Origin of the sequence: Nocardiopsis sp. NPDC058789, from assembly GCF_042745575.1 — a bacterium.
GTDB classification, from domain to species: Bacteria; Actinomycetota; Actinomycetes; order Streptosporangiales; family Streptosporangiaceae; genus Nocardiopsis; species Nocardiopsis eucommiae.
On record NZ_JBHYOW010000015.1, the window covers coordinates 1 to 17,391 of the forward strand.

Annotated in this window: 17 protein-coding genes; 5 read left to right on the forward strand and 12 right to left on the reverse strand. The window is 71.1% G+C overall.

Annotation, left to right across the window (positions count from 1 at the left end):
* Window positions 1-109 precede the first annotated feature (109 nt).
* On the reverse strand, window positions 110-1,534 hold the full coding sequence (locus ACFW3L_RS21185; RefSeq protein ID WP_378743092.1) for an aldehyde dehydrogenase family protein: 1,425 nt from the start codon (window positions 1,532-1,534) through the stop codon (window positions 110-112).
* Window positions 1,535-1,851: 317 nt separating this feature from the next.
* Here ACFW3L_RS21185 and ACFW3L_RS21190 point away from each other — a divergent pair, with 317 nt between their 5' ends.
* Complete coding sequence (locus ACFW3L_RS21190; RefSeq protein ID WP_378743094.1) at window positions 1,852-3,639, forward strand: hypothetical protein; 1,788 nt, start codon at window positions 1,852-1,854, stop codon at window positions 3,637-3,639.
* Between the two features lie 6 nt (window positions 3,640-3,645).
* Here the strand turns inward: ACFW3L_RS21190 and ACFW3L_RS21195 are convergent, their stop codons facing one another.
* Window positions 3,646-4,242 carry an HD domain-containing protein gene (locus tag ACFW3L_RS21195; RefSeq protein ID WP_378743096.1) on the reverse strand — a complete coding sequence of 199 codons (597 nt, stop codon included), beginning with the start codon at window positions 4,240-4,242 and terminating at the stop codon, window positions 3,646-3,648.
* A 40-nt stretch (window positions 4,243-4,282) separates the two neighbouring features.
* Between ACFW3L_RS21195 and ACFW3L_RS21200 the strand changes: the two genes are divergently transcribed.
* Window positions 4,283-5,164 carry a 3-methyladenine DNA glycosylase gene (locus tag ACFW3L_RS21200; protein ID WP_378743098.1) on the forward strand — a complete coding sequence of 294 codons (882 nt, stop codon included), beginning with the start codon at window positions 4,283-4,285 and terminating at the stop codon, window positions 5,162-5,164.
* Between the two features lie 2 nt (window positions 5,165-5,166).
* On the opposite strand, the gene ACFW3L_RS21205 is transcribed toward ACFW3L_RS21200, so the two are convergent.
* The gene (locus ACFW3L_RS21205; protein WP_378743100.1) at window positions 5,167-5,580 is read right to left on the reverse strand and encodes an SdpI family protein; all 414 of its coding nucleotides are present in this window, start codon (window positions 5,578-5,580) and stop codon (window positions 5,167-5,169) included.
* A complete protein-coding gene (locus ACFW3L_RS21210; protein ID WP_378743102.1) occupies window positions 5,577-5,990 on the reverse strand; it encodes a thiol-disulfide oxidoreductase DCC family protein in 414 nt (137 codons plus the stop codon). The genes ACFW3L_RS21205 and ACFW3L_RS21210 overlap by 4 nt, the downstream gene beginning before the upstream one ends.
* A gap of 147 nt (window positions 5,991-6,137) precedes the next feature.
* Here ACFW3L_RS21210 and ACFW3L_RS21215 point away from each other — a divergent pair, with 147 nt between their 5' ends.
* Complete coding sequence (locus ACFW3L_RS21215; protein WP_378743104.1) at window positions 6,138-6,749, forward strand: GNAT family N-acetyltransferase; 612 nt, start codon at window positions 6,138-6,140, stop codon at window positions 6,747-6,749.
* 53 nt (window positions 6,750-6,802) lie between these two features.
* Here the strand turns inward: ACFW3L_RS21215 and ACFW3L_RS21220 are convergent, their stop codons facing one another.
* The 5 genes from ACFW3L_RS21220 to ACFW3L_RS21240 all read right to left on the reverse strand — a co-directional run bounded on the left by ACFW3L_RS21220 (window position 6,803) and on the right by ACFW3L_RS21240 (window position 12,894).
* On the reverse strand, window positions 6,803-7,912 hold the full coding sequence (locus ACFW3L_RS21220; RefSeq protein ID WP_378743106.1) for an ABC transporter ATP-binding protein: 1,110 nt from the start codon (window positions 7,910-7,912) through the stop codon (window positions 6,803-6,805).
* On the reverse strand, window positions 7,909-8,997 hold the full coding sequence (locus ACFW3L_RS21225; protein ID WP_378743108.1) for an ABC transporter ATP-binding protein: 1,089 nt from the start codon (window positions 8,995-8,997) through the stop codon (window positions 7,909-7,911). The genes ACFW3L_RS21220 and ACFW3L_RS21225 overlap by 4 nt, the downstream gene beginning before the upstream one ends.
* Window positions 8,998-8,999: 2 nt before the next feature.
* Complete coding sequence (locus ACFW3L_RS21230; RefSeq protein ID WP_378743110.1) at window positions 9,000-10,022, reverse strand: ABC transporter permease; 1,023 nt, start codon at window positions 10,020-10,022, stop codon at window positions 9,000-9,002.
* On the reverse strand, window positions 10,022-11,026 hold the full coding sequence (locus ACFW3L_RS21235; protein ID WP_378743112.1) for an ABC transporter permease: 1,005 nt from the start codon (window positions 11,024-11,026) through the stop codon (window positions 10,022-10,024). Before ACFW3L_RS21235 ends, ACFW3L_RS21230 begins: the two co-directional genes overlap by 1 nt.
* A gap of 200 nt (window positions 11,027-11,226) precedes the next feature.
* Window positions 11,227-12,894, reverse strand: coding sequence for an ABC transporter substrate-binding protein (locus ACFW3L_RS21240; RefSeq protein ID WP_378743114.1), 1,668 nt, complete (start codon window positions 12,892-12,894; stop codon window positions 11,227-11,229).
* Window positions 12,895-13,251: 357 nt separating this feature from the next.
* Here ACFW3L_RS21240 and ACFW3L_RS21245 point away from each other — a divergent pair, with 357 nt between their 5' ends.
* Window positions 13,252-13,656: a hypothetical protein gene (locus tag ACFW3L_RS21245; RefSeq protein WP_378743116.1), complete on the forward strand. Its 405-nt coding sequence runs from the start codon at window positions 13,252-13,254 to the stop codon at window positions 13,654-13,656.
* Window positions 13,657-13,869: 213 nt separating this feature from the next.
* Here ACFW3L_RS21245 and ACFW3L_RS21250 read toward each other — a convergent pair whose 3' ends face one another.
* Together ACFW3L_RS21250 and ACFW3L_RS21255 are read right to left on the reverse strand one after the other, a co-directional pair.
* On the reverse strand, window positions 13,870-14,364 hold the full coding sequence (locus ACFW3L_RS21250; protein ID WP_378743118.1) for a hypothetical protein: 495 nt from the start codon (window positions 14,362-14,364) through the stop codon (window positions 13,870-13,872).
* A gap of 88 nt (window positions 14,365-14,452) precedes the next feature.
* Window positions 14,453-14,968 (reverse strand): gluconokinase, encoded by a 516-nt coding sequence (locus ACFW3L_RS21255; RefSeq protein ID WP_378743120.1) that lies wholly within the window; start codon window positions 14,966-14,968, stop codon window positions 14,453-14,455.
* Window positions 14,969-15,088: 120 nt separating this feature from the next.
* Here ACFW3L_RS21255 and ACFW3L_RS21260 point away from each other — a divergent pair, with 120 nt between their 5' ends.
* Entirely contained in the window at window positions 15,089-15,796 is a 708-nt protein-coding gene (locus ACFW3L_RS21260) for a FadR/GntR family transcriptional regulator (RefSeq protein WP_378743122.1), read from the forward strand.
* 4 nt (window positions 15,797-15,800) lie between these two features.
* Here ACFW3L_RS21260 and ACFW3L_RS21265 read toward each other — a convergent pair whose 3' ends face one another.
* Complete coding sequence (locus tag ACFW3L_RS21265; RefSeq protein WP_378743124.1) at window positions 15,801-17,177, reverse strand: GntP family permease; 1,377 nt, start codon at window positions 17,175-17,177, stop codon at window positions 15,801-15,803.
* Between the last annotated feature and the right edge of the window lie 214 nt (window positions 17,178-17,391).

Consider the following 17,391-nt stretch of genomic DNA (forward strand, 5'->3'; position numbering starts at 1 on the left):
GCGGTTCGGGGGGGCCCGCGGGCGCCCGGCCGGCCGGGTCCCGGTCGGGGGGGGGGGGGCGCCCCACCCCGCCCGCCCCCCCGCCCCCGTCCGCGTCCGCGCGGCGTCCCTACAGGTCGATCCCGGTGAGGACGAGGACCCGCTCGTGGGTGAGGTCCGTCATCGCCGCCCGCAGGCCCTCCTTGCCCACACCCGAACCCTTGACCCCGCCGTACGGCATCTGGTCGGCGCGGAAGGTGGGGACGTCACCGACGACCACGCCGCCGACCTCCAGCTCCCGGTGGGCACGGAACGCGGTGGGCAGGTCCCGGGTGAAGACACCGGCCTGGAGGCCGAAGTCGCTGTCGTTCACGGCCGCGAAGGCGGCGTCGGTGTCCGCGACCCGCTGGACGACCAGCACCGGGCCGAACACCTCCTCGCGGACCACCCGGGCGTCGGCGGGCGCGTCCGCCAGGACGGTGGGCGCCACGGTGACGCCGTCGCGCGTGCCGCCGGTCAGGAGGCGGGCCCCCGCGGCGACCGCCTCCTCGACCCAGGACGTCACGCGCTCGGCGGCGGCCGCGTCGACCAGCGGTCCGACGTCGGTCCCGGGGTCGGCCGGGTCACCGGTGCCCAGCGCCTCGACCTCCGCTACCAGGCGCTCCACGAACGCGTCGTGCACGGCGTCCGTGACCACGACCCGCTGCACCCCGATGCAGACCTGACCGGCCTGGTTGTTGCCGAACAGGGCCACCCGCCGGGCCGCCCAGTCGAGATCGGCGTCGTCCAGCACCACGGCCGCCGCGTTGCCGCCGAGTTCGAGGGTCACGTGCTTGTGCGGAGCCCGCCGCTGGAGCTCCCAACCGAAGGGACCGCCGGTGAAGGAGATGACGGGCAGCCGCTCGTCGGTGATCAGCGGCGCGGCCAGCTCGTTGGGCATGGGCAGGATCGACACCATGCCCGCGGGCAGGTCGGTCTCGGCCAGGATCTCCCCGAGGATCAGAGCGGTCATCGGGGTCGCCGGAGCGGGCTTGAGCACCACGGGGGCGCCCACGGCGATGGCCGGGGCCACCTTGTGGGCGACCAGGTTGAGCGGGAAGTTGAACGGTGAGATGCCCAGGACGGGGCCCTTGGGGACCCGGCGGACCAGCGCCAACCGGCCGGTGCCGCCGGGGTCGGTGTCCAGGCGCTGGAGCTCGCCGCTGTCCCGGCGGGCCTCCTCGGCGGCCCAGCGGAACACCGACACCGCGCGTCCGGCCTCGGCGCGGGACCACTTGATGGGCTTGCCGCTCTCGGCGGTGATGACCTGGGCGATCTCCTCGGCACGCTCTCCGATGCGCCGGGAGACGTGGTCCAGGGCCCCGGCGCGGACGTGCGCGGGCAGGGCGGCGGCCTCGGCGGCCACCGCGTGCGCGGCGGAGACGGCGGCCTCCACCTGCGCCTCGGTGGGCACGGAGACGACGCCCGCCGTCCCTCCGGTGTAGGGGTTGCGGACGGTCAGCTCGGTGTCGCCGGACGCGGCGGAACCGGCCAGCCAGAACGGATGCGTGGTCATGTCGGTGACGCTAGCCCCCGCACGGAGCCGCCCGCGTTGTCCACCATCACCAACCCGGAGCCCCCGTTTGGCCACTGTGGCGTACCCGATCGGGGAATCCCGGGGCACACCGGCGTGTGGGGATTGGTGACTCGGCCGTTCCTTGGGTAAACGGAAGGTACGACCCGGGGGCGGCGGGCGACCGACCGCCGAAGGGAACCTGGCCAAGCGGCTGGCGCGGGGGCGGTCCTTCGTCCACAGTGGTGAGGGAGGGCTCCGCCAGCGGATTCGGCCGGACCCTCGGGTCGCCGCCGTCGACGGGAACCCGGGAGTGCCCATTGCCGCTCGTCTACCGCACGTTGGTCGCCGTCCACGACGACGACGGGGACCTGGTCTCCGCCGCCTCCTCGGTCCTCTCCCGCTGGCTGAGCAAGCGCGGCAACTCGGGGGCGCGGGTGGACTTCTCCGGTTCGGGCCGGTTCGAGCTCAGCAACCGTTCCCGGGCACTGGTCGCACGGCACCACAACGCCGACGAGGGACTCACCTTCCTGAGGCTGACCACCGAGTCCGAGAAACCCGAGGGCGTGTGGCGCACCCTGGCCACGGTGGTGGTGGACCCCGAGCTCTCTCCCTGGAACTACGTGTGGATCGACATGACCGTCGACCCCGTCGCGACCGCCGACACCCCCCGCGCCGAGGTGATGCCACCCGAGGCGGCGCGCATGCTGCTCGGGTCGGTGGGCGCGCACGACGGCGCCCACCCGCTGCCGTCCACCCCCCGCATCGTGCGCGGGCGTGACGAGGAGGACGTGGCGGCCCTGCTCTCGACCATCCGCGACCCCCTGCGACGCCTGGCGATCGTCGCCACCGGGGCGCCGCACGACGTCACCGTGGCCGACTGGCGCACCTCCATGGCGGGGACCCTGTCCCGCTGCACCGGCATGTGCGCCGGATACGTGCTGGACGGGGCCGCCCTGGAGCGGGTCTCCGAGCTCCTCCCCCGGGGTCTGGACGTCCCCGTCGGTGGGGTCCGCACCTTCTTACCTGGTGTGGACCCCACCGACGAGGCGGACGCCCAGCGCCACCCCCGGATGAGTCCGGGCACCCTCGACACCGCCCGCGACGGCGAACGCGTGCGCAACTGGGTGGGCGCCGCCCTGTCCCGGCGGGTGCGCGACAACGCGCTCGGACTGCGCCTGCCCGAGGCGCTCCGGGCGATCGACGCGCTCCTGGCCGAGGAGACCGAGGACCTGCGCCGGGGTCCGCACACCCGTGCCCCCGTTCCCCCACGGGCACCCTCAGGATCGGGGAACGTCATCGCGCACCAGTCAGAACACGACTCCGTCTCCTCGGTGGAACTCGCCGCCGCCCAGGCACAGGAACAGCAGGTCCGACGGCTCAGGGAGGAGGTGCGCAGACTCAACGCGCGGATCGGGGAGCTCTCCGAGGAGCACCAGGCCGTGCTCGCGGAGACCGCCGACCTCGCGGACGAGCTGGCCCTCACCCGGGAGGAGCGCCGCGTGGCCCGCTTCGAGGTCCGGTGGCTGCGCGACCAGGCACGCGAGGCGGGCCTGTTCCGGCTGGCCGCCGCCCCGGCCCCGAGCGACCCCGAGCAGGGGCCGCCGTCCAGCGTGGCCGAGCTGCTGGAACGGATCACCGACGGCTCGGCCCTGCCGCACCTGTTCTTCACCATCGAGGACCAGACCGTGTACGAGCTCTCCGACAGCCGCAAGGAGGGCCTGTGGGTGACCCGGGCCTGGGAGGCGCTCCTGGCCCTGAACGACTACGCCCGCTACCAGTTCGACAACCCCGGAAGCGGACTCGGTTTCCACTCCTACCTGCGCGAACCCCCGGACGGCTACCGGGTGATCCCGGTCAAGCGGCTGGCCTCGCAGGAGTCCGACTACGTCCGCAACCGGGGCAAGCTCAACGAGAAGCGGGTGTTCCGCGTCCCGGCCGAGGTGGAGCCGGACGGGCGGGTCCCCATGTACGCCCACATCAAGTTGGACATCGAGTACGGCATCTGCCCCCGCCTGTACTTCTTCCCGCATCTGGGCCCGGACACCACCAACCGGGTGTACGTCGGCTACCTGGGGCGGCACCTGCCCGTCCAGCAGTCCAACTGAACGGACTCAGACGAGCGCGTGCCCGTAGGAGCGGGACAGCGCCGCCAGGTCCGGTACGCCGTGGCGGTCCACCAGCTCCCCGAAGCGCGCCACCTTGTCCGGGCCGAAGCGGCTCACCTTCGCGGCGTAGGTGTCCACGGTGAGGAAGACCGGCGGCACGCTCTTGCTGTGGAACTTGTCCGCGTACATGACCAGCTCCTCCTCCGGCGACTCCGCGAGGTAGTCCGCCACCGGGATGGGCAGGCCCTGGTCCCGCACGTCGTCCCGGGTCACGCCCACGCCCGTGTGGTGCGAGCAGAACCGGCACAGCGCCTCGGGCAGCCCCTCCCCCGCCAGGAGCTCGTGGCCGAGCACCCCGTGGCTCACGTAACGGGACCCGTCGATCCGCCCCCGCTCGTCCATCAGCCGGTACACGCCCACGTCGTGGAGCAGACACCCGGCACGGACCAGCGCCGCGTCCACTCCGCCGGGGGCCGCTTCCATCAGCAGTTCGGCCACCTCGCACACGGCCCGGCAGTGGGTGTACACGAGCGCGAAGGCCTCGGGAGTGGGCGCGTACCGCTCGTGGAGGGCCCGGATCTCTTCGTCGGTGGGGATCTGCATCCCAGCAGACTAGGGCAGGACCGCACGTACCCTGGGTGCCGTGACGGGAACGAGGACCGAGGCCCTGAGGGGCCTGGCGGAGACGGAGTGGCGCGCACGCGCCGAGCGGCACCAGCACCGGGTCGACGCCCTGGTGGGCGAGCACGTACGGCGCCGGAGCGCGGGCGAGCGGCACCCCGTCGAGGACTTCCTGTTCACGTACTACAACCTCAAGCCCGCGCAACTGCGGCGCTGGCACCCCGGCGTCGGGACGGTGCTGCTGGGCGAGGGTGCCCGCGCACGGCTCTCCGAACGCTTCTACACCGAACTCCCCGGCGGAGTGGGGCTCGACGTGCCCGCGTTCCTGTCCGCCCGGCCGGTGCTGGACTTCGTGGAACGCCTGTTGACCTCGGTGGCCGGGCGCCCCGCGCACCTGGGCTGCTTCGGGCTGCACGAGTGGGCGATGGTGTACCGGACCGAGGAGGTGCGCCACGGCCAGGTCCCCCTGCGGCTCGGGCACGAGGGCACCGACCGCGTGGTCGAGTCGCACCGGATCCAGTGCTCGCACTTCGACGCGTTCCGGTTCTTCACCGGACCCGCCCGCCCGCTCAACACCCTCCAGCCCACCCGGGAACGCCAGGCCGACCTGGACCAGCCGGGGTGCCTGCACGCCAACATGGACCTCTACAAGTGGGCGTACAAGCTCACCCCGGCGGTCCCCTCGGAGCTGGTCGCGGACTGCTTCGAGCTCTCCAGGGAGATCCGCGTGCTCGACATGCGCGCCTCTCCCTACGACCTCGCCGCGTGGGGGTACGAACCGGTGCGGATCGAGACCGCCGAGGGCAAGGCCGCCTACATGGAGTACCAGCGGGACTTCGCCGAACGCGGCGCGGTGCTGCGCGAACGGGTCCTGGACGTGTGCCGGGCCCTGCGCGCCGCCTGAGTTCAGGGCAGGTCGGCGCGGCCCGCGTCCCGGGCCGCACGCTCCCGTGCCACCCTGTGGGCCCGCCACGTCCCGACGAGGAGCACCGCGAGGCTGACCCCGATCGGCGCGAGCACCGCCGCGACCTGGAGGTTCGGGGTGGCCGCCACCGGCAGCAGGGCCAGGCCCGGCAGGCAGACCAAGCCGGCCACGATCGACCAGGGCGCCGCCAGTTCGTGCACGGTGTACCAGGCGAAGTCGCCGGAGAACGTGTAGGCGGTCCGGATCCCGAAGAGGCGGTTCGGTCTGATCCTCCGCCGGGCACCCCGCACCCCCATGAGCACCAGCGCCACCGCCATGAGCAGCAGACTCGCCATCATCAGGGCGATCGCGCCGAGCGGCATCATCTGGTCGGAGGACGCGGCCAGGGGGTTCATGGGGGTGTGGACCTTCCGTTCGAGGGCGGGAGCGCGCAGGCGGCGCTTCCCCCGGGGAGCCGGTACCGGTTCGCGGCCACGATCCGGTAGGCGGCGCGGTTGAGCGCGCGCACCCCGGGCAGCAGCAGGAAACGGCCGAGGATCCGGGCGGGGAGCCCCGCGCCCAGGAGCACCCCGGCGACGGCGTCGCCCCCGGCCAGCCGCCTACCGTCCGGATAGACGATCCAGGCCTGTTCGTCGGCCTGCTCGGGGGTGAGACCGAGGGCGGGGAGGTCGGAGTCCTGAGAGGCCGCGAAGGCGGTCCGGGTGCGCAGGCGATCCCGCGCGAAGGCCACCGCGCGCTGGCAGAAGCCGCAGTCCCTGTCGTACAGGAACAGCCCCGAACCTCGCGCGTGCGCGGCGTCGGCCATGATCGGCTCCCTCCGTACGTACCGTCTCCTTCCTACCTCCCCGTTCCACCCGCCCGGCACTCGGGAGGACGGAGTCGCGTCCGACACTCCCGGGCGAGCCCCCGAAACCCGTTGCGGCCGTGGATCACGGTGCCGAGAATGACCGGCATGCCCCCCACGGAGATCCGCCCCTACCGCACCGCCGACGAGGAGGAGTGGCTGCGCTGCCGGGTCCTGTCCTTCCTCCACACCGCGTACCACGACGACGTGGTCCAGACGAAACCGGTCCGTCCGGCCGCCTCCGTGGAGCTGGTCGCGGTACGCGGCGCGACCCTGGTCGGCATCCTCGACGCCGAACTGGACGGCGACACGGCGGTGATCGAGACCGTCGCCGTCCACCCCGACCACCAGGGCCGAGGAGTGGGCGGGCGGCTGCTGTCCACCCTCCTGGAACGTCTGCGCGAGCAGGGGGTCCGGAGGCTGGACGCCTGGACCCGTGACGACCCCGCCACACTGGCCTGGTACCGGTCCGGCGGCTTCACCGACCACGACCACTACCTCCACGTGTACGCCGACCACGACGAGGTGGCACGGCTCGCCCTTGCGCCGCTGGACGCCCGCACACACCACGCGTCGCGACCCGCCAGCGTCCCGAAGGTCACAGCAGTGGTGAGGGCCCTCGCGCACGCCGATCCGGCGGACGAGGAGGGGCTGCGTGCCGAGTTCCGGCGGGTCCACCTGTGCCGCCGGTTCACCCGGCCGGTCGACACTCCCGGGTGAGGGCGGACACGCGGGCGCGCGGGTGCCCTCGGCACCCGCGCGCCCGCGCCGGATCAGCTCGCGCCGTGCACGATCCGCTCCGCCAGCTCCTCGCGGGGCTGGATCTCGCCGGAGAGGATCTGCTCGGCGTAGTGGCAGGCCACCCGATGGGTGGCGCTGGCGTCCCCGCCGTTCAGCGGGCGCAGCTCGGGACGCTCGGTGTCGCACCGCTCCTCCTGCCGCCACGGGCAACGGGTGTGGAACCGGCAGCCCGCGGGCGGGTTCGCGGGCGAGGGCAGGTCGCCCGCGAGCAGGATGCGTTCCCGGGTGTCCTCCACGGTCGGGTCCGGCACCGGCACCGCCGACATCAGCGACCTGGTGTACGGGTGCAGCGGGGTCTCGTACAGCTCGTCGCTGGTGGCCTCCTCGACCAGCGAACCCAGGTACATCACCCCCACGACGTCACTCACGTGCCGCACCACCGCGAGGTCGTGCGCGATCACCAGGTACGTCAGGCCCAGTTCCTCCTGGAGCTCCTCCAGCAGGTTGAGCACCTGGGCCTGGATGGACACGTCCAGCGCCGAGACCGGCTCGTCGCAGATGATGAGGTCCGGCTCCAGGACCAGCGCCCGGGCGATCCCGATCCGCTGGCGCTGACCACCCGAGAACTCGTGCGGATAGCGCTGGAGCGCCTTCGCGGACAGCCCCACCCGCTCCAGCGCGTCCACCACCCGGCGGCGCTGGTCCTCGCCCGTCCGCCGCCGCAGCTCCGCACCGCTCAGACCCTGGGCCTCCTTGCCCTCGGGGCCGCCGATCCCGTGCGTCTGGAGCCCCTCCAGCAGGATGGACCCGATGTTCTGGCGCGGGTTCAGGCTGCCCAGAGGGTCCTGGAAGACCATCTGGAGATTGGCGCGCTCCCGGCGCATCGACTCAGCGTCGAGCCCGGCCAGGTCGCGCCCGCCGAACCACACCTCGCCCTCGGTGATCCCGTTCAGCCGCAGCACCGCCCGGCCCAGGGTGGTCTTGCCACAGCCGGACTCCCCCACCAGGCCGTAGGTCTGGCCCTGCTCGATGGCCAGCGACACCCCGTCCACGGCGCGCACGTGCCCCACGGTGCGGTCGACGATCACGCCGCGCTTGATGGGGAAGTGGACCTTGAGGTCCCTGATCTCCAGCAGGCTCATCCCCGCTCCTCCTCGTCGTCGCCCACCACGGCCGGGCTCTCCAGCACGGCCCGGTCCACCACGTCGGCGTGGCTGATGGGGTTCACACAGCGGTGGACGTGTCCCGGGTCCCCGTCGCCCACACTGACGAGCTGGGGCGGCCCCTGGAGGCACTCCATGGTGTAGTGGTCGCACCGGGGCGCGAACGCGCACCCGTCCGCCCAGGCGATGTTGTCGTTCACCGAACCGCGCACCGGGGTGAGCGGTTCGCCGCGCGGCGCGTCCAGGCGCGGGATGGAACCCAGCAGGCCCACCGTGTACGGGTGCGTGGGGTCGCTGAAGAGCGGCGCCCGCTCGGCGGTCTCCACCGCCCGGCCCGCGTACAGGACGTTGATGTCGTCGCACAGCCCCGCCACCACGCCGAGGTCGTGGGTGATCATCAGCAGCCCCGTGCCCTCCTCCGTGACCAGGTCCTTGAGCAGCTCCAGGATCTGCGCCTGGATGGTGACGTCCAGGGCCGTGGTGGGCTCGTCCGCGATCATCAGGCGCGGCTTGCAGGCCACCGCCATCGCGATCAGCGCGCGCTGGCGCATACCGCCGGACAGCTGGTGCGGGTACTCGTTCAGGCGCCGGGTGGGGTCGGGGATGCCCACCCGGTACAGGAGGTCGGCCGCCTCCTTCCTCGCGGGGGCGCCGCGCATCCCCCGGTGCCGCTTCAGGATCTCCGTGACCTGGACGCCGATGGGGACCACCGGGTTGAGCGAGCTCAGCGGGTCCTGGAAGATCATCGCCAGCTGTGAGCCGCGCAGGTCGCGCATACGGCGCTGGGAGACCCGCAGCAGGTCCGCCTCCCGGAGTTCCTCGCCCCGGTCGGACAGGCGCATGACCGCGCTGCCGCCCACCTTCACGCCCCGGTCCGGCAGCAGGCCCATGAGGGCCAGGGAGGTCACGCTCTTGCCGCAGCCGGACTCCCCGACCAGCCCCGTGACCTTGCCCTCCTCCAGTGTGAAGGAGACCCCGTCGACGGCACGGGTCGGGTTCTGGCCCTTGCGGTGGAACACCACGGACAGCTCGTCCACCGCCAACAGCGGCGTGCTGGAACTCATGGTCACTTCCTCAACTTCGGGTCGAGCGCTTCCCGCAGCGCCTCACCCAGCAGGGTGAAGCCGAGCGCGGTGATGATGATGCCCAGGGCCGGGTAGACGGCCAGGGACGGTGCGCTGGACAGGAACCGCTGGGCCTCGGACAGCATCGTGCCCCACTCCGGATAGGAGGCGTCCGGATTGCCCAGACCCAGGTAGGACAGGGCCGCCGCGTCGATGATGGCGGTCGCCAGGGTGAGCGTGGACTGCACGATCACCGGCCCCATGGAGTTGGGCAGGATGTGCGTCACCGCGATCTTCCGCTTGCGCACGCCCAGGGCCTGCGCGGCCAGCACGTACTCGCGGTTGCCCTGGGAGATCATCGCGCCGCGCAGCAGGCGGGCGAAGATCGGGACCTGGGCGATACCGACCGCGATCATGACCGTGGTGAGGCTGGGTCCGACCAGGGCGGCGACCGTGACGGCCAGCAGCAGGGTCGGCATGGCCAGCATCATGTCGATGACGCGCATGATGACGTTGTCGACCTGGCGTCCCCAGTGGCCGCCCAGGACCGAGCAGGCACCGGCCAGGCCGCCCAGGAGCGCGCCGAACAGGAAGCCGACCAGGGTGGCGACCACACCGACCAGGAGGGTCTGGCGGGCACCGATCACCATGCGGGAGAACATGTCCCGACCGAGGTGGTCCAGGCCCAGCCAGTTCTCGGCGCGCGGTCCGACGAACTCGTTGCGGTTCGGGAAGACCTCGCCGCCCCAGGCCTGGGAGGTGGGGCTGTAGGTCGCGATGAGCGGTGAGAACAGCGCGATGACGAGGAACACGGCGACGATGACCGCGCCGGTGATCGCCATGGGGCTGCGGCGCATCCGTTGGAAGGCCTCGCGCCAGACCCCGGAGCCGTGGGCGCCCGCGTCCCGGTCGCCCATGAGCTCCGCGAGCCGGTCGACCTTCTCGGCCCTGCGCCGGTGGAACGGGACCTTCTCGTCGGCCGCCGCGGTGTCCGGGGCCTCGGACGGGTTCGGTGTCGTAGGCATCACTGGGCCCGCACTCTCGGGTCGAGGAGGCTGTACGAGATGTCGACCAGGAGGTTGATGAACACGTACATGGTGGCGATGAGGAGGATGAATCCGGTGAGCACCGGATAGTCACGGGTCTGTGTCGCCGCGTAGACGAACGACCCGATCCCCGGGAAGGCGAAGACGCTCTCCGTGAGGACCGCTCCGGCGAAGAGGCTGCCCGCGAGCAGACCGACCGCGGTGACCACCGGAAGCAGGGCGTTGCGGAGCACGTGGCGGGTGCGGACCGTGGTGCGGTGCAGGCCCTTGGCGTTGGCGGTGCGGACGTAGTCCTCGCCCATGACCTCCAGGACGCTGGCGCGCGTCATGCGGGTGATGACGGCCAGCGGGATGGACGCCAGGGCCAGCCCCGGCAGGACCAGGTGGGCGAACGCGTCCATGACCACGTCCCACTCCCGCGTCATGAGCCCGTCCAGGACCACGAACCCGGTGATGTCGGTGCGGCTCAGCCCCGGGGAGAGCCGGAACGCCGACGGGAACACCCCCAGGTTCTCGGCGAAGACCACCTTGAGGATGAACGCCAGGAAGAAGACCGGGGTGCAGATGCCCAGGAGCGAGCCGCCCACGGCGGCGAAGTCCAGCACGGTGCCGCGCTTGCGGGCGGCGAGGTAGCCGAGGGGCAGACCGGCGGCGACGGCGAAGATCATCGCGGTCACGGCCAGTTCGAAGGTCGCGGGGAAGCGGAGGAGGAACTCGTCCAGGACCGGTCGGCTGGTCTGGAGGGACGTCCCCAGGTCGCCCTGCACGATGTTGCGCAGGAAGGTGAGGTACTGAACCGCGAGGGGTTCGTCCAGACCCAGGGAACGGCGCAGAGCGGCACGCTGCTCCGCGGTCGCGTCGTCGGGGAGGAGGGCGTACTCGGGTCCGCCCGGCAGTCGTTGGAGCCAGACGAACAGCAGGATCGACAGACCGCCGAGAGTCGGGATCAGCTGTAGGAGTCGCCTGACGATGAATCGCAGCACCTGCGCCGCCTTTCGCCAGTGGTGGGAACGATGGACGCGAAGCGTCCCCCGCCGGGGTGTGGCGGGTTGGACGGATGGATGTGGGGGTACCCGGGGGGGTGCGGCGGGACCGCCGGGGTGGCCGTGCGGCGGGCCCGGCCGGTCGGGGACCGGCCGGGCCGAGCGAGGTCCCCTCCCGGGTCAGGGAGAGGGGTCCGCGCCTACTTCCAGGAGGCCTCGGCGAAGTTCTCCTGGGTCAGCGGGCTGACGTTCGGCGGGTTGACGTCCCCGGAGAACGCGATGGAGGGCGGGGAGCTGGAGATGGGCAGCCCCGGAAGGACCTCCATCACCATCTCGTTGAGCTCCTGGTACCCGGCGACGCGCTCGTCCGCGTCGGGGTTGGTGCTCACTTCCTCCATCTTGTCGAAGAGCTCCTCGTCGTCCATGCCCCAGGCGTTGTTGGGGGTGGAGAACCAGGTGCCGATGAAGTTGTAGGCGTCGTTGTAGTCACCGGTCCAGCCCAGCAGGTACAGCGGGCAGTTGCCGCTGTCGGTCTGGTTGATGTACTCGGCCCACTCGTAGCTCTTGGCCTCCACCGTCACGCCGGCCTCCTGGAGGTCCTCCGAGATGACGTCGAAGATGTCCTTGGGGGCGGGCATGTAGGGGCGGGTGACCTCGGTCGGGTAGCAGAACTCGAGGGTGAGGTCCTCCTGGCCCGCGTCGGCCAGCATCTCGGCTGCCAGCTCCGGGTCGTACTCGAACTCACGCACGTCCGGGGACCAGCCGTCGAGGGTGTCCGGGTGGAACTGCGAGGCGACCTCGCCGCCCTCGGGGAGGATGGTGTCGACGATGCGCTGGCGGTTGACCGCGTGCGAGAGGGCCTCACGCACCTCGAGGTCGGCCAGGGCCTCGTTCTCCTGGTGGTAGGCCAGGTAGAGGACGTTGAACACGTCACGGGTGGGGACCTCGAACCCGGCCTCCTGGAGCGGGCCGACGTCGGCCGGGGCCACCAGGTCGTAGCCGTGGATGTCGCCCGCTTCCAGGGCCTGACGACGGGCGTTCTCGTCCGGGATGGCCCGGATGATCATGTTCTCGAAGCCCGCCGGGTCGCCCCAGTAGTCGTCGAACCGCTTGAGGGTGATCTCCCCCTGGTCCTGGTTCCACTCCTCCAGGGTGAACGGGCCGGTACCGGCGACCGTCCCCGGGACCTGGGTGTACTCGGGCAGGTTGGGGTTGCCCTCCTCGCCCGTGATCTCCTGGCCCTCCATGGCCTCCAGGCTGGTGGGGCTCATGATGCCGAACGCCGCGAGGCTGAAACCACCGGGGTAGAGGGAGGAGAACTCGCTGACCTCGATGACCGCGGTGAACTCGTCCTCGGCCTCACAGGAGACGAAACGCGGGTCGGGCGCCGCGTACGCCTCGTCGTTCTCCGCGAATCCGCCGAAGATCTTCTGCCAGTAGTACGAGTTGTTCGAGCTCTGGTAGGCACCGGTGAGGTTGTACCAGCGGTCGAAATTGGCGCAGACCGCCTCGGCGTTCAGGTCGTCGCCGTCGTGGAACTTCACGCCCTCGTGGAGGTTGAAGGTCCAGAGCGTGCCGTCCTCGGACTGGTCCCAGGATTCGGCCAGTCCGCCGACGATCTCAGAACCGCCGGATTCGTGTTCGAGAAGGGTCTGGAAGACCTGTCGGCTGTAACGGAAGGTCTCACCGTCGCTGGCGAGGAAGGGGTCGAGCGCGGTGATGTCACCGGCGGAGGCGAAGACGAACGGCTGTGAGTCGTCGCCTCCTCCTCCGGCACGGTCACTCTCCGCGCAGGCGGTCGCCACAAGCGTGAGCGACGCCGCGACGGCCACGAGGCCGAGCGGTTTACGGGAAGACTTCGTGAACATGGTCCACCTCAGTGATGGGGGACGGGGGTGTGGGGGCCCGTAACGATGAGTGGACCCTAAACCTCGCCATGACCACCTGGGAAGGTAGACGGCTGGGTATTAATACAACCGTTTCAGATCTGTGCCGTGATCCATAGATCGGATTTTCGATCCGCATGTGTTTAACTGAGCGCCGTCTTCACGGGAGCCCCTGACGCCCCGGAATCGTGACAATGGGTATTCGCGCGAGCACAATTTCCTTTCCTTTATCCGATCATAGGATGAATGAACTTCCTTGCCGAATGTCCGTTTTTCGTTTCCCCTCCCCGCGCCGGGCCCGAGGCGCCGGAGGTGTGCGGTTCGTCCTATGATCTGCGGATGGACACTCCCCTTGACGACGCGGAACTCACCGCGTTCCTCGAAGGCCAGGACACCACCTGGCTGGCCGAGCAGTTGATGCTCGTCGCCGACGAGGACCCCATCACCCGCATCCGCCTGAGCGCGGCGGCCGGAGCGGAGAGCGCGGTGGAGGAGGCCCGAGGCGTCGTTCTGACGCGGGTCACCGCGCACTCACCGCAGGAGGCCGCGGCCGACCCCGACGACGGGGACCCGCTGCACCGGTCGCTGGACCTGCTGGACGACCTCCTCGACTACGGCTTCGAGGACGAGGTGGGAGACATCGCGGACGAGGCTCGCGAGATCTACGTCAACCGCCACGGGGAGGACGGCAGCGAGCACCTGGCCCGCCTGCACGTCCTGGCCGACGGCGAGGAGGAGGACTGAGCGGCGACTCCTGAGACGGGACCCGCGGGACGGCTGGGGCCCGGCGGCGCGTGACCACACGAGTCACGCGCCGCCGGGCCCCTGGTGTTCTCCGTGAACGATTCCCCAAGCGCGGAGAGGAACGCACGGCTTTACGGCGTAGATTTCCGACGCGGACGGAGGGGCGTGCCCCGCTCGAACGGCCGGGGCACCGGACCACCGCGCGAACGGGTGCTAGGAGGAGCACCAGCGGCGGACGCTGGTACTCCACAGGGCGATGTTGGTGACGATGGCGAAGAGGGCCACCAGCAGGGCGACCAGCAGCAGGGGCGTGTCCGCGAGCCGGGCCGCCGAGTTGAGCGCGGAGACGGCCACGCCGAGGGCGACCAGCGCGCCGAACTGGGCGGCACGCCACAGGACGTGACCGGCGCGGCGCACCGGCAACGCCAGCGCGACCAGCCCCAGGGTGACCAGGGACGCCAGGACCACCTGCACCCACAGTTCGCGGACGACCGGGGCGGGCGCGCCCGCGTCCAGGGTCGCCCAGGACTGGTAGGCCAGCCCCGCGAACACGGCGGCCGTGACGAACATCAGGACACAGGTCTGCCGAACGTCCTGCGGGGGCCGCACACCGGGGCGACCCGGGGCGAGCAGGCTCCGCCGGGGGGCCGGAAGCACGCTGAAGGGCCGGGGGTCGGAGGATACGGGGGACGTCTGGGTGTCGTGCATGACGACCAGGGTCGCGCGCCGGGGCGTACTACACAAGTGGAGCGAAATCCCCGCACACCCGGTGCCCACTCCGTGACGGAGTGTCCCTCTACTGTCGGGAGAGGCGTGTCTGTTCCGCCACGTAGTCCAGGGCCTGTCGACTGAGCTCGTCGAGGTTCCCGCGCACGTCGAGCTCCAGCCCCTCCTCGTCCGGGCCCAGGCGTTCCAGGGTCTCCAGCTGGGAGCGCAGGAGCGCGGGCGGCATGAAGTGGTCCTCACGCGCCTCGATCCGCTCCCAGATGACCTCCTCCGTTCCGTGCATGTGGACGAAGCGCACGCCGGGCGCGCCGGCGCGGAGGACGTCCCGGTAGGAACGCCGGAGCGCGGAGCAGGCCATCACGGTGGACTCGCCCAGCACCTCGTGCGCGGCGATCCAGTCGGCGAGCTCGGCGAGCCAGGGCCACCGGTCCTCGTCGGTCAGCGGCACACCGGCCGACATCTTGCTGATGTTGGCCTGCGGGTGGAAGGCGTCGGCCTCCGCGAAGGGCAACTCCAGGCGCGCGGCGATCCGCTCCGCGACACTGGTCTTGCCGCTGCCGGACACTCCCATGAACACGAAATGCATGCTCTCTCCGAGTCTTGGCCCGCCGCCCGTGCGCGACGCCGCCACCAATAGTGATATCAATCAATCCGGCTAGGCTGCTCCCTGACACTGAAAGCGTCACAGGAGATTCCGAGGGCCGAGATGACCACCGAGCACCGAACGCTGCACAACCGGGTGCTGGCGGTGCTCGGTCCGGCGATCGCCGCCGGCGAGTACGCCCCCGGCCACGCCTTCACCCTCCAGGGCCTGGAGGGCGACTTCGGCGTGTCCCGGACGGTCGCCCGCGAGGCGGTCCGGGTCCTGGAGTCCATGGGACTCGTCGTGAGCCGACCCCGGACGGGTATCCGGGTCCGCCCCCAACGGGACTGGAGCGTCTTCGACCCCCAGCTGATCCGCTGGCGCCTGGCCGGTTCCGGCCGGATGGAGCAGCTGCGGTCCCTCAACGAGCTCCGGGCCGCCGTGGAACCCGGTGCGGCCGCCCTGGCCGCCGAGCGCGGGCCCGCCGACGAGCGGGCCCAGCTGGAGGCGGTGGCCGAGCGGATGACCCTCACCGGACAGGCGGGCGAGCTCACCACCTTCATGGAACTCGACATCGCCTTCCACCGCCGTATCCTGGAACTGTCCGGCAACGAGATGCTCTCCGGTCTGGCCGAGGTGGTGACGGAGGTGCTGGTCGCCCGGACCTCCTACGACCTGATGCCGCACAACCCCCGCCCGGAGGCCCTGCGCCTGCACATGACCGTGGCGAGGGCCGTCCGGGACGGTCTGCCCGACGTGGCCGAGGCCGCCATGAGGGCGATCGTCACCGAGGTCGCGGACGCCCTCAGGGACGACGCCCCCGGCTGCTGAGGTCCTACAGGACCAGGTACAGGGCGAAGGCGAAACCGAAGCCGATGAACCCGATCAGGGTCTCCATGACCGTCCAGGTCCTGAGCGTCGTCTTCACGTCCATCCCCAGGAAACGGCCGACCAGCCAGAACCCGGAGTCGTTGACGTGGGACAGCGCGGTCGCGCCGGAGGCGATCGCGATGACGATCAGGGCCAGGTCGATGGAGCTGAGCCCGGAGGTCGCCTGCACGGCCGGGGCGATCAGCCCGGCGGCCGTGGTGATGGCGACGGTGGCCGAACCCTGGGCGACGCGCAGGGCGAGGGCGATGACGAAGGCCGCGACGATGACCGGCATCCCCGTGGACTCCAGGCTTCCGGCGAGGGCGTCACCGATGCCGCTGGTGCGCAGGACGCCGCCGAACATGCCGCCCGCGCCGGTGATGAGGATGATCCCGCAGACCGGACCGAGCGCGCCGCCGACGATCTCCTCGACCCTCTGGCGGGTGAAGCGCCCCTGGCTGAGGACCACCATCGCGTAGAGCACGGTGATGAGCAGGGCGATGGGCGTCTCCCCGAGCAGCCGGAGCGCCTGCACCCAGAAGGAGTCCGCCGGGACGGCTCCGGTAGCGGCGAGGGTGGCGGTGCCGGTGTTGCCGAAGATGAGCAGCATCGGCAGCAGGAGGATGCTGAGCACCGTGCCCAGGCGCGGCGGGTTCTCGTGGGTGACGTCGCCGTTGGACATGATGTCGTCGGGGACCGGGATCTCGAAGCGCTTGCCCGCCCACAGGCCGAACAGGTAGCTGGCCAGGTACCAGGTGGGGATGGCCAGGACCACGCCGACGAGGAGGGTCAGGCCCATGTCCGCGCCGATCTCCACGGCGGCCGTGACGGGGCCGGGGTGCGGCGGTACGAAGGCGTGCATGACCGCGAAGGCACCGGCCGTGGGCAGGGCGTAGATCAGCACCGAACCGCCCACGCGGCGGGCCACGCTGAAGACGATCGGCAGCATGACGATGAGGCCGACGTCGAAGAAGATCGGGAAGCCGAAGAGCAGGGAGGCCACGCCGAGGGCCATCGGGGCGCGCTTCTCACCGAACAGCTTGATGAGGGCGCTGGCCAGGACGGCGGCGCCGCCGGTCACCTCCAGCATGCGGCCGATCATCACGCCCAGGCCCACGAGGAGCGCGACGTTGGCGAGCGTGCCGCCGAAGCCGTCGAGGAGGGTGGGGACCACTCCGTCGACCGGGATGCCCGCGGCCAGTGCGGTGACCACGCTGACCAGGACCAGGGCGACGAACGCGTGCATCTTGAAGCGGATGATCAGGAACAGCAGGAGCGCGATGGCGCCCGCCGCGATCCCGAGGAGGGGACCCGTGCCGTAGACGGGTACGAAGCTCTCCATGACGGAGCCTTCCGGTGGACGGGACGGTGGGGCTTGGCCGTGTGGGGACACGCCCTTGACCTGCTCTTGGACCAGGCTCCGAGAATGGTAATACCATTTGTGAGCATCTGTGAACACCGGCTTGAGATTTTGTGACTGTGACCCAGGCCACACGCACTGGATCGGAGCCCCCGCGAGCGGCGTGACCCGGGCGAAACCGGACCGGAATCTTCAC

What these genes read in the sequence shown, in the direction of transcription:
- ACFW3L_RS21185 (WP_378743092.1), bottom strand. Translation starts at nt 1,534, where the DNA reads ATGACCACGCATCCGTTCTGGCTGGCCGGTTCCGCCGCGTCCGGCGAC.
- ACFW3L_RS21195 (WP_378743096.1), bottom strand. Translation starts at nt 4,242, where the DNA reads ATGCAGATCCCCACCGACGAAGAGATCCGGGCCCTCCACGAGCGGTAC.
- ACFW3L_RS21205 (WP_378743100.1), bottom strand. Translation starts at nt 5,580, where the DNA reads ATGAACCCCCTGGCCGCGTCCTCCGACCAGATGATGCCGCTCGGCGCG.
- ACFW3L_RS21210 (WP_378743102.1), bottom strand. Translation starts at nt 5,990, where the DNA reads ATGGCCGACGCCGCGCACGCGCGAGGTTCGGGGCTGTTCCTGTACGAC.
- ACFW3L_RS21215 (WP_378743104.1), top strand. Translation starts at nt 6,138, where the DNA reads ATGCCCCCCACGGAGATCCGCCCCTACCGCACCGCCGACGAGGAGGAG.
- ACFW3L_RS21220 (WP_378743106.1), bottom strand. Translation starts at nt 7,912, where the DNA reads ATGAGCCTGCTGGAGATCAGGGACCTCAAGGTCCACTTCCCCATCAAG.
- ACFW3L_RS21225 (WP_378743108.1), bottom strand. Translation starts at nt 8,997, where the DNA reads ATGAGTTCCAGCACGCCGCTGTTGGCGGTGGACGAGCTGTCCGTGGTG.
- ACFW3L_RS21230 (WP_378743110.1), bottom strand. Translation starts at nt 10,022, where the DNA reads ATGCCTACGACACCGAACCCGTCCGAGGCCCCGGACACCGCGGCGGCC.
- ACFW3L_RS21240 (WP_378743114.1), bottom strand. Translation starts at nt 12,894, where the DNA reads ATGTTCACGAAGTCTTCCCGTAAACCGCTCGGCCTCGTGGCCGTCGCG.
- ACFW3L_RS21245 (WP_378743116.1), top strand. Translation starts at nt 13,252, where the DNA reads ATGGACACTCCCCTTGACGACGCGGAACTCACCGCGTTCCTCGAAGGC.
- ACFW3L_RS21250 (WP_378743118.1), bottom strand. Translation starts at nt 14,364, where the DNA reads ATGCACGACACCCAGACGTCCCCCGTATCCTCCGACCCCCGGCCCTTC.
- ACFW3L_RS21255 (WP_378743120.1), bottom strand. Translation starts at nt 14,968, where the DNA reads ATGCATTTCGTGTTCATGGGAGTGTCCGGCAGCGGCAAGACCAGTGTC.
- ACFW3L_RS21260 (WP_378743122.1), top strand. Translation starts at nt 15,089, where the DNA reads ATGACCACCGAGCACCGAACGCTGCACAACCGGGTGCTGGCGGTGCTC.
- ACFW3L_RS21265 (WP_378743124.1), bottom strand. Translation starts at nt 17,177, where the DNA reads ATGGAGAGCTTCGTACCCGTCTACGGCACGGGTCCCCTCCTCGGGATC.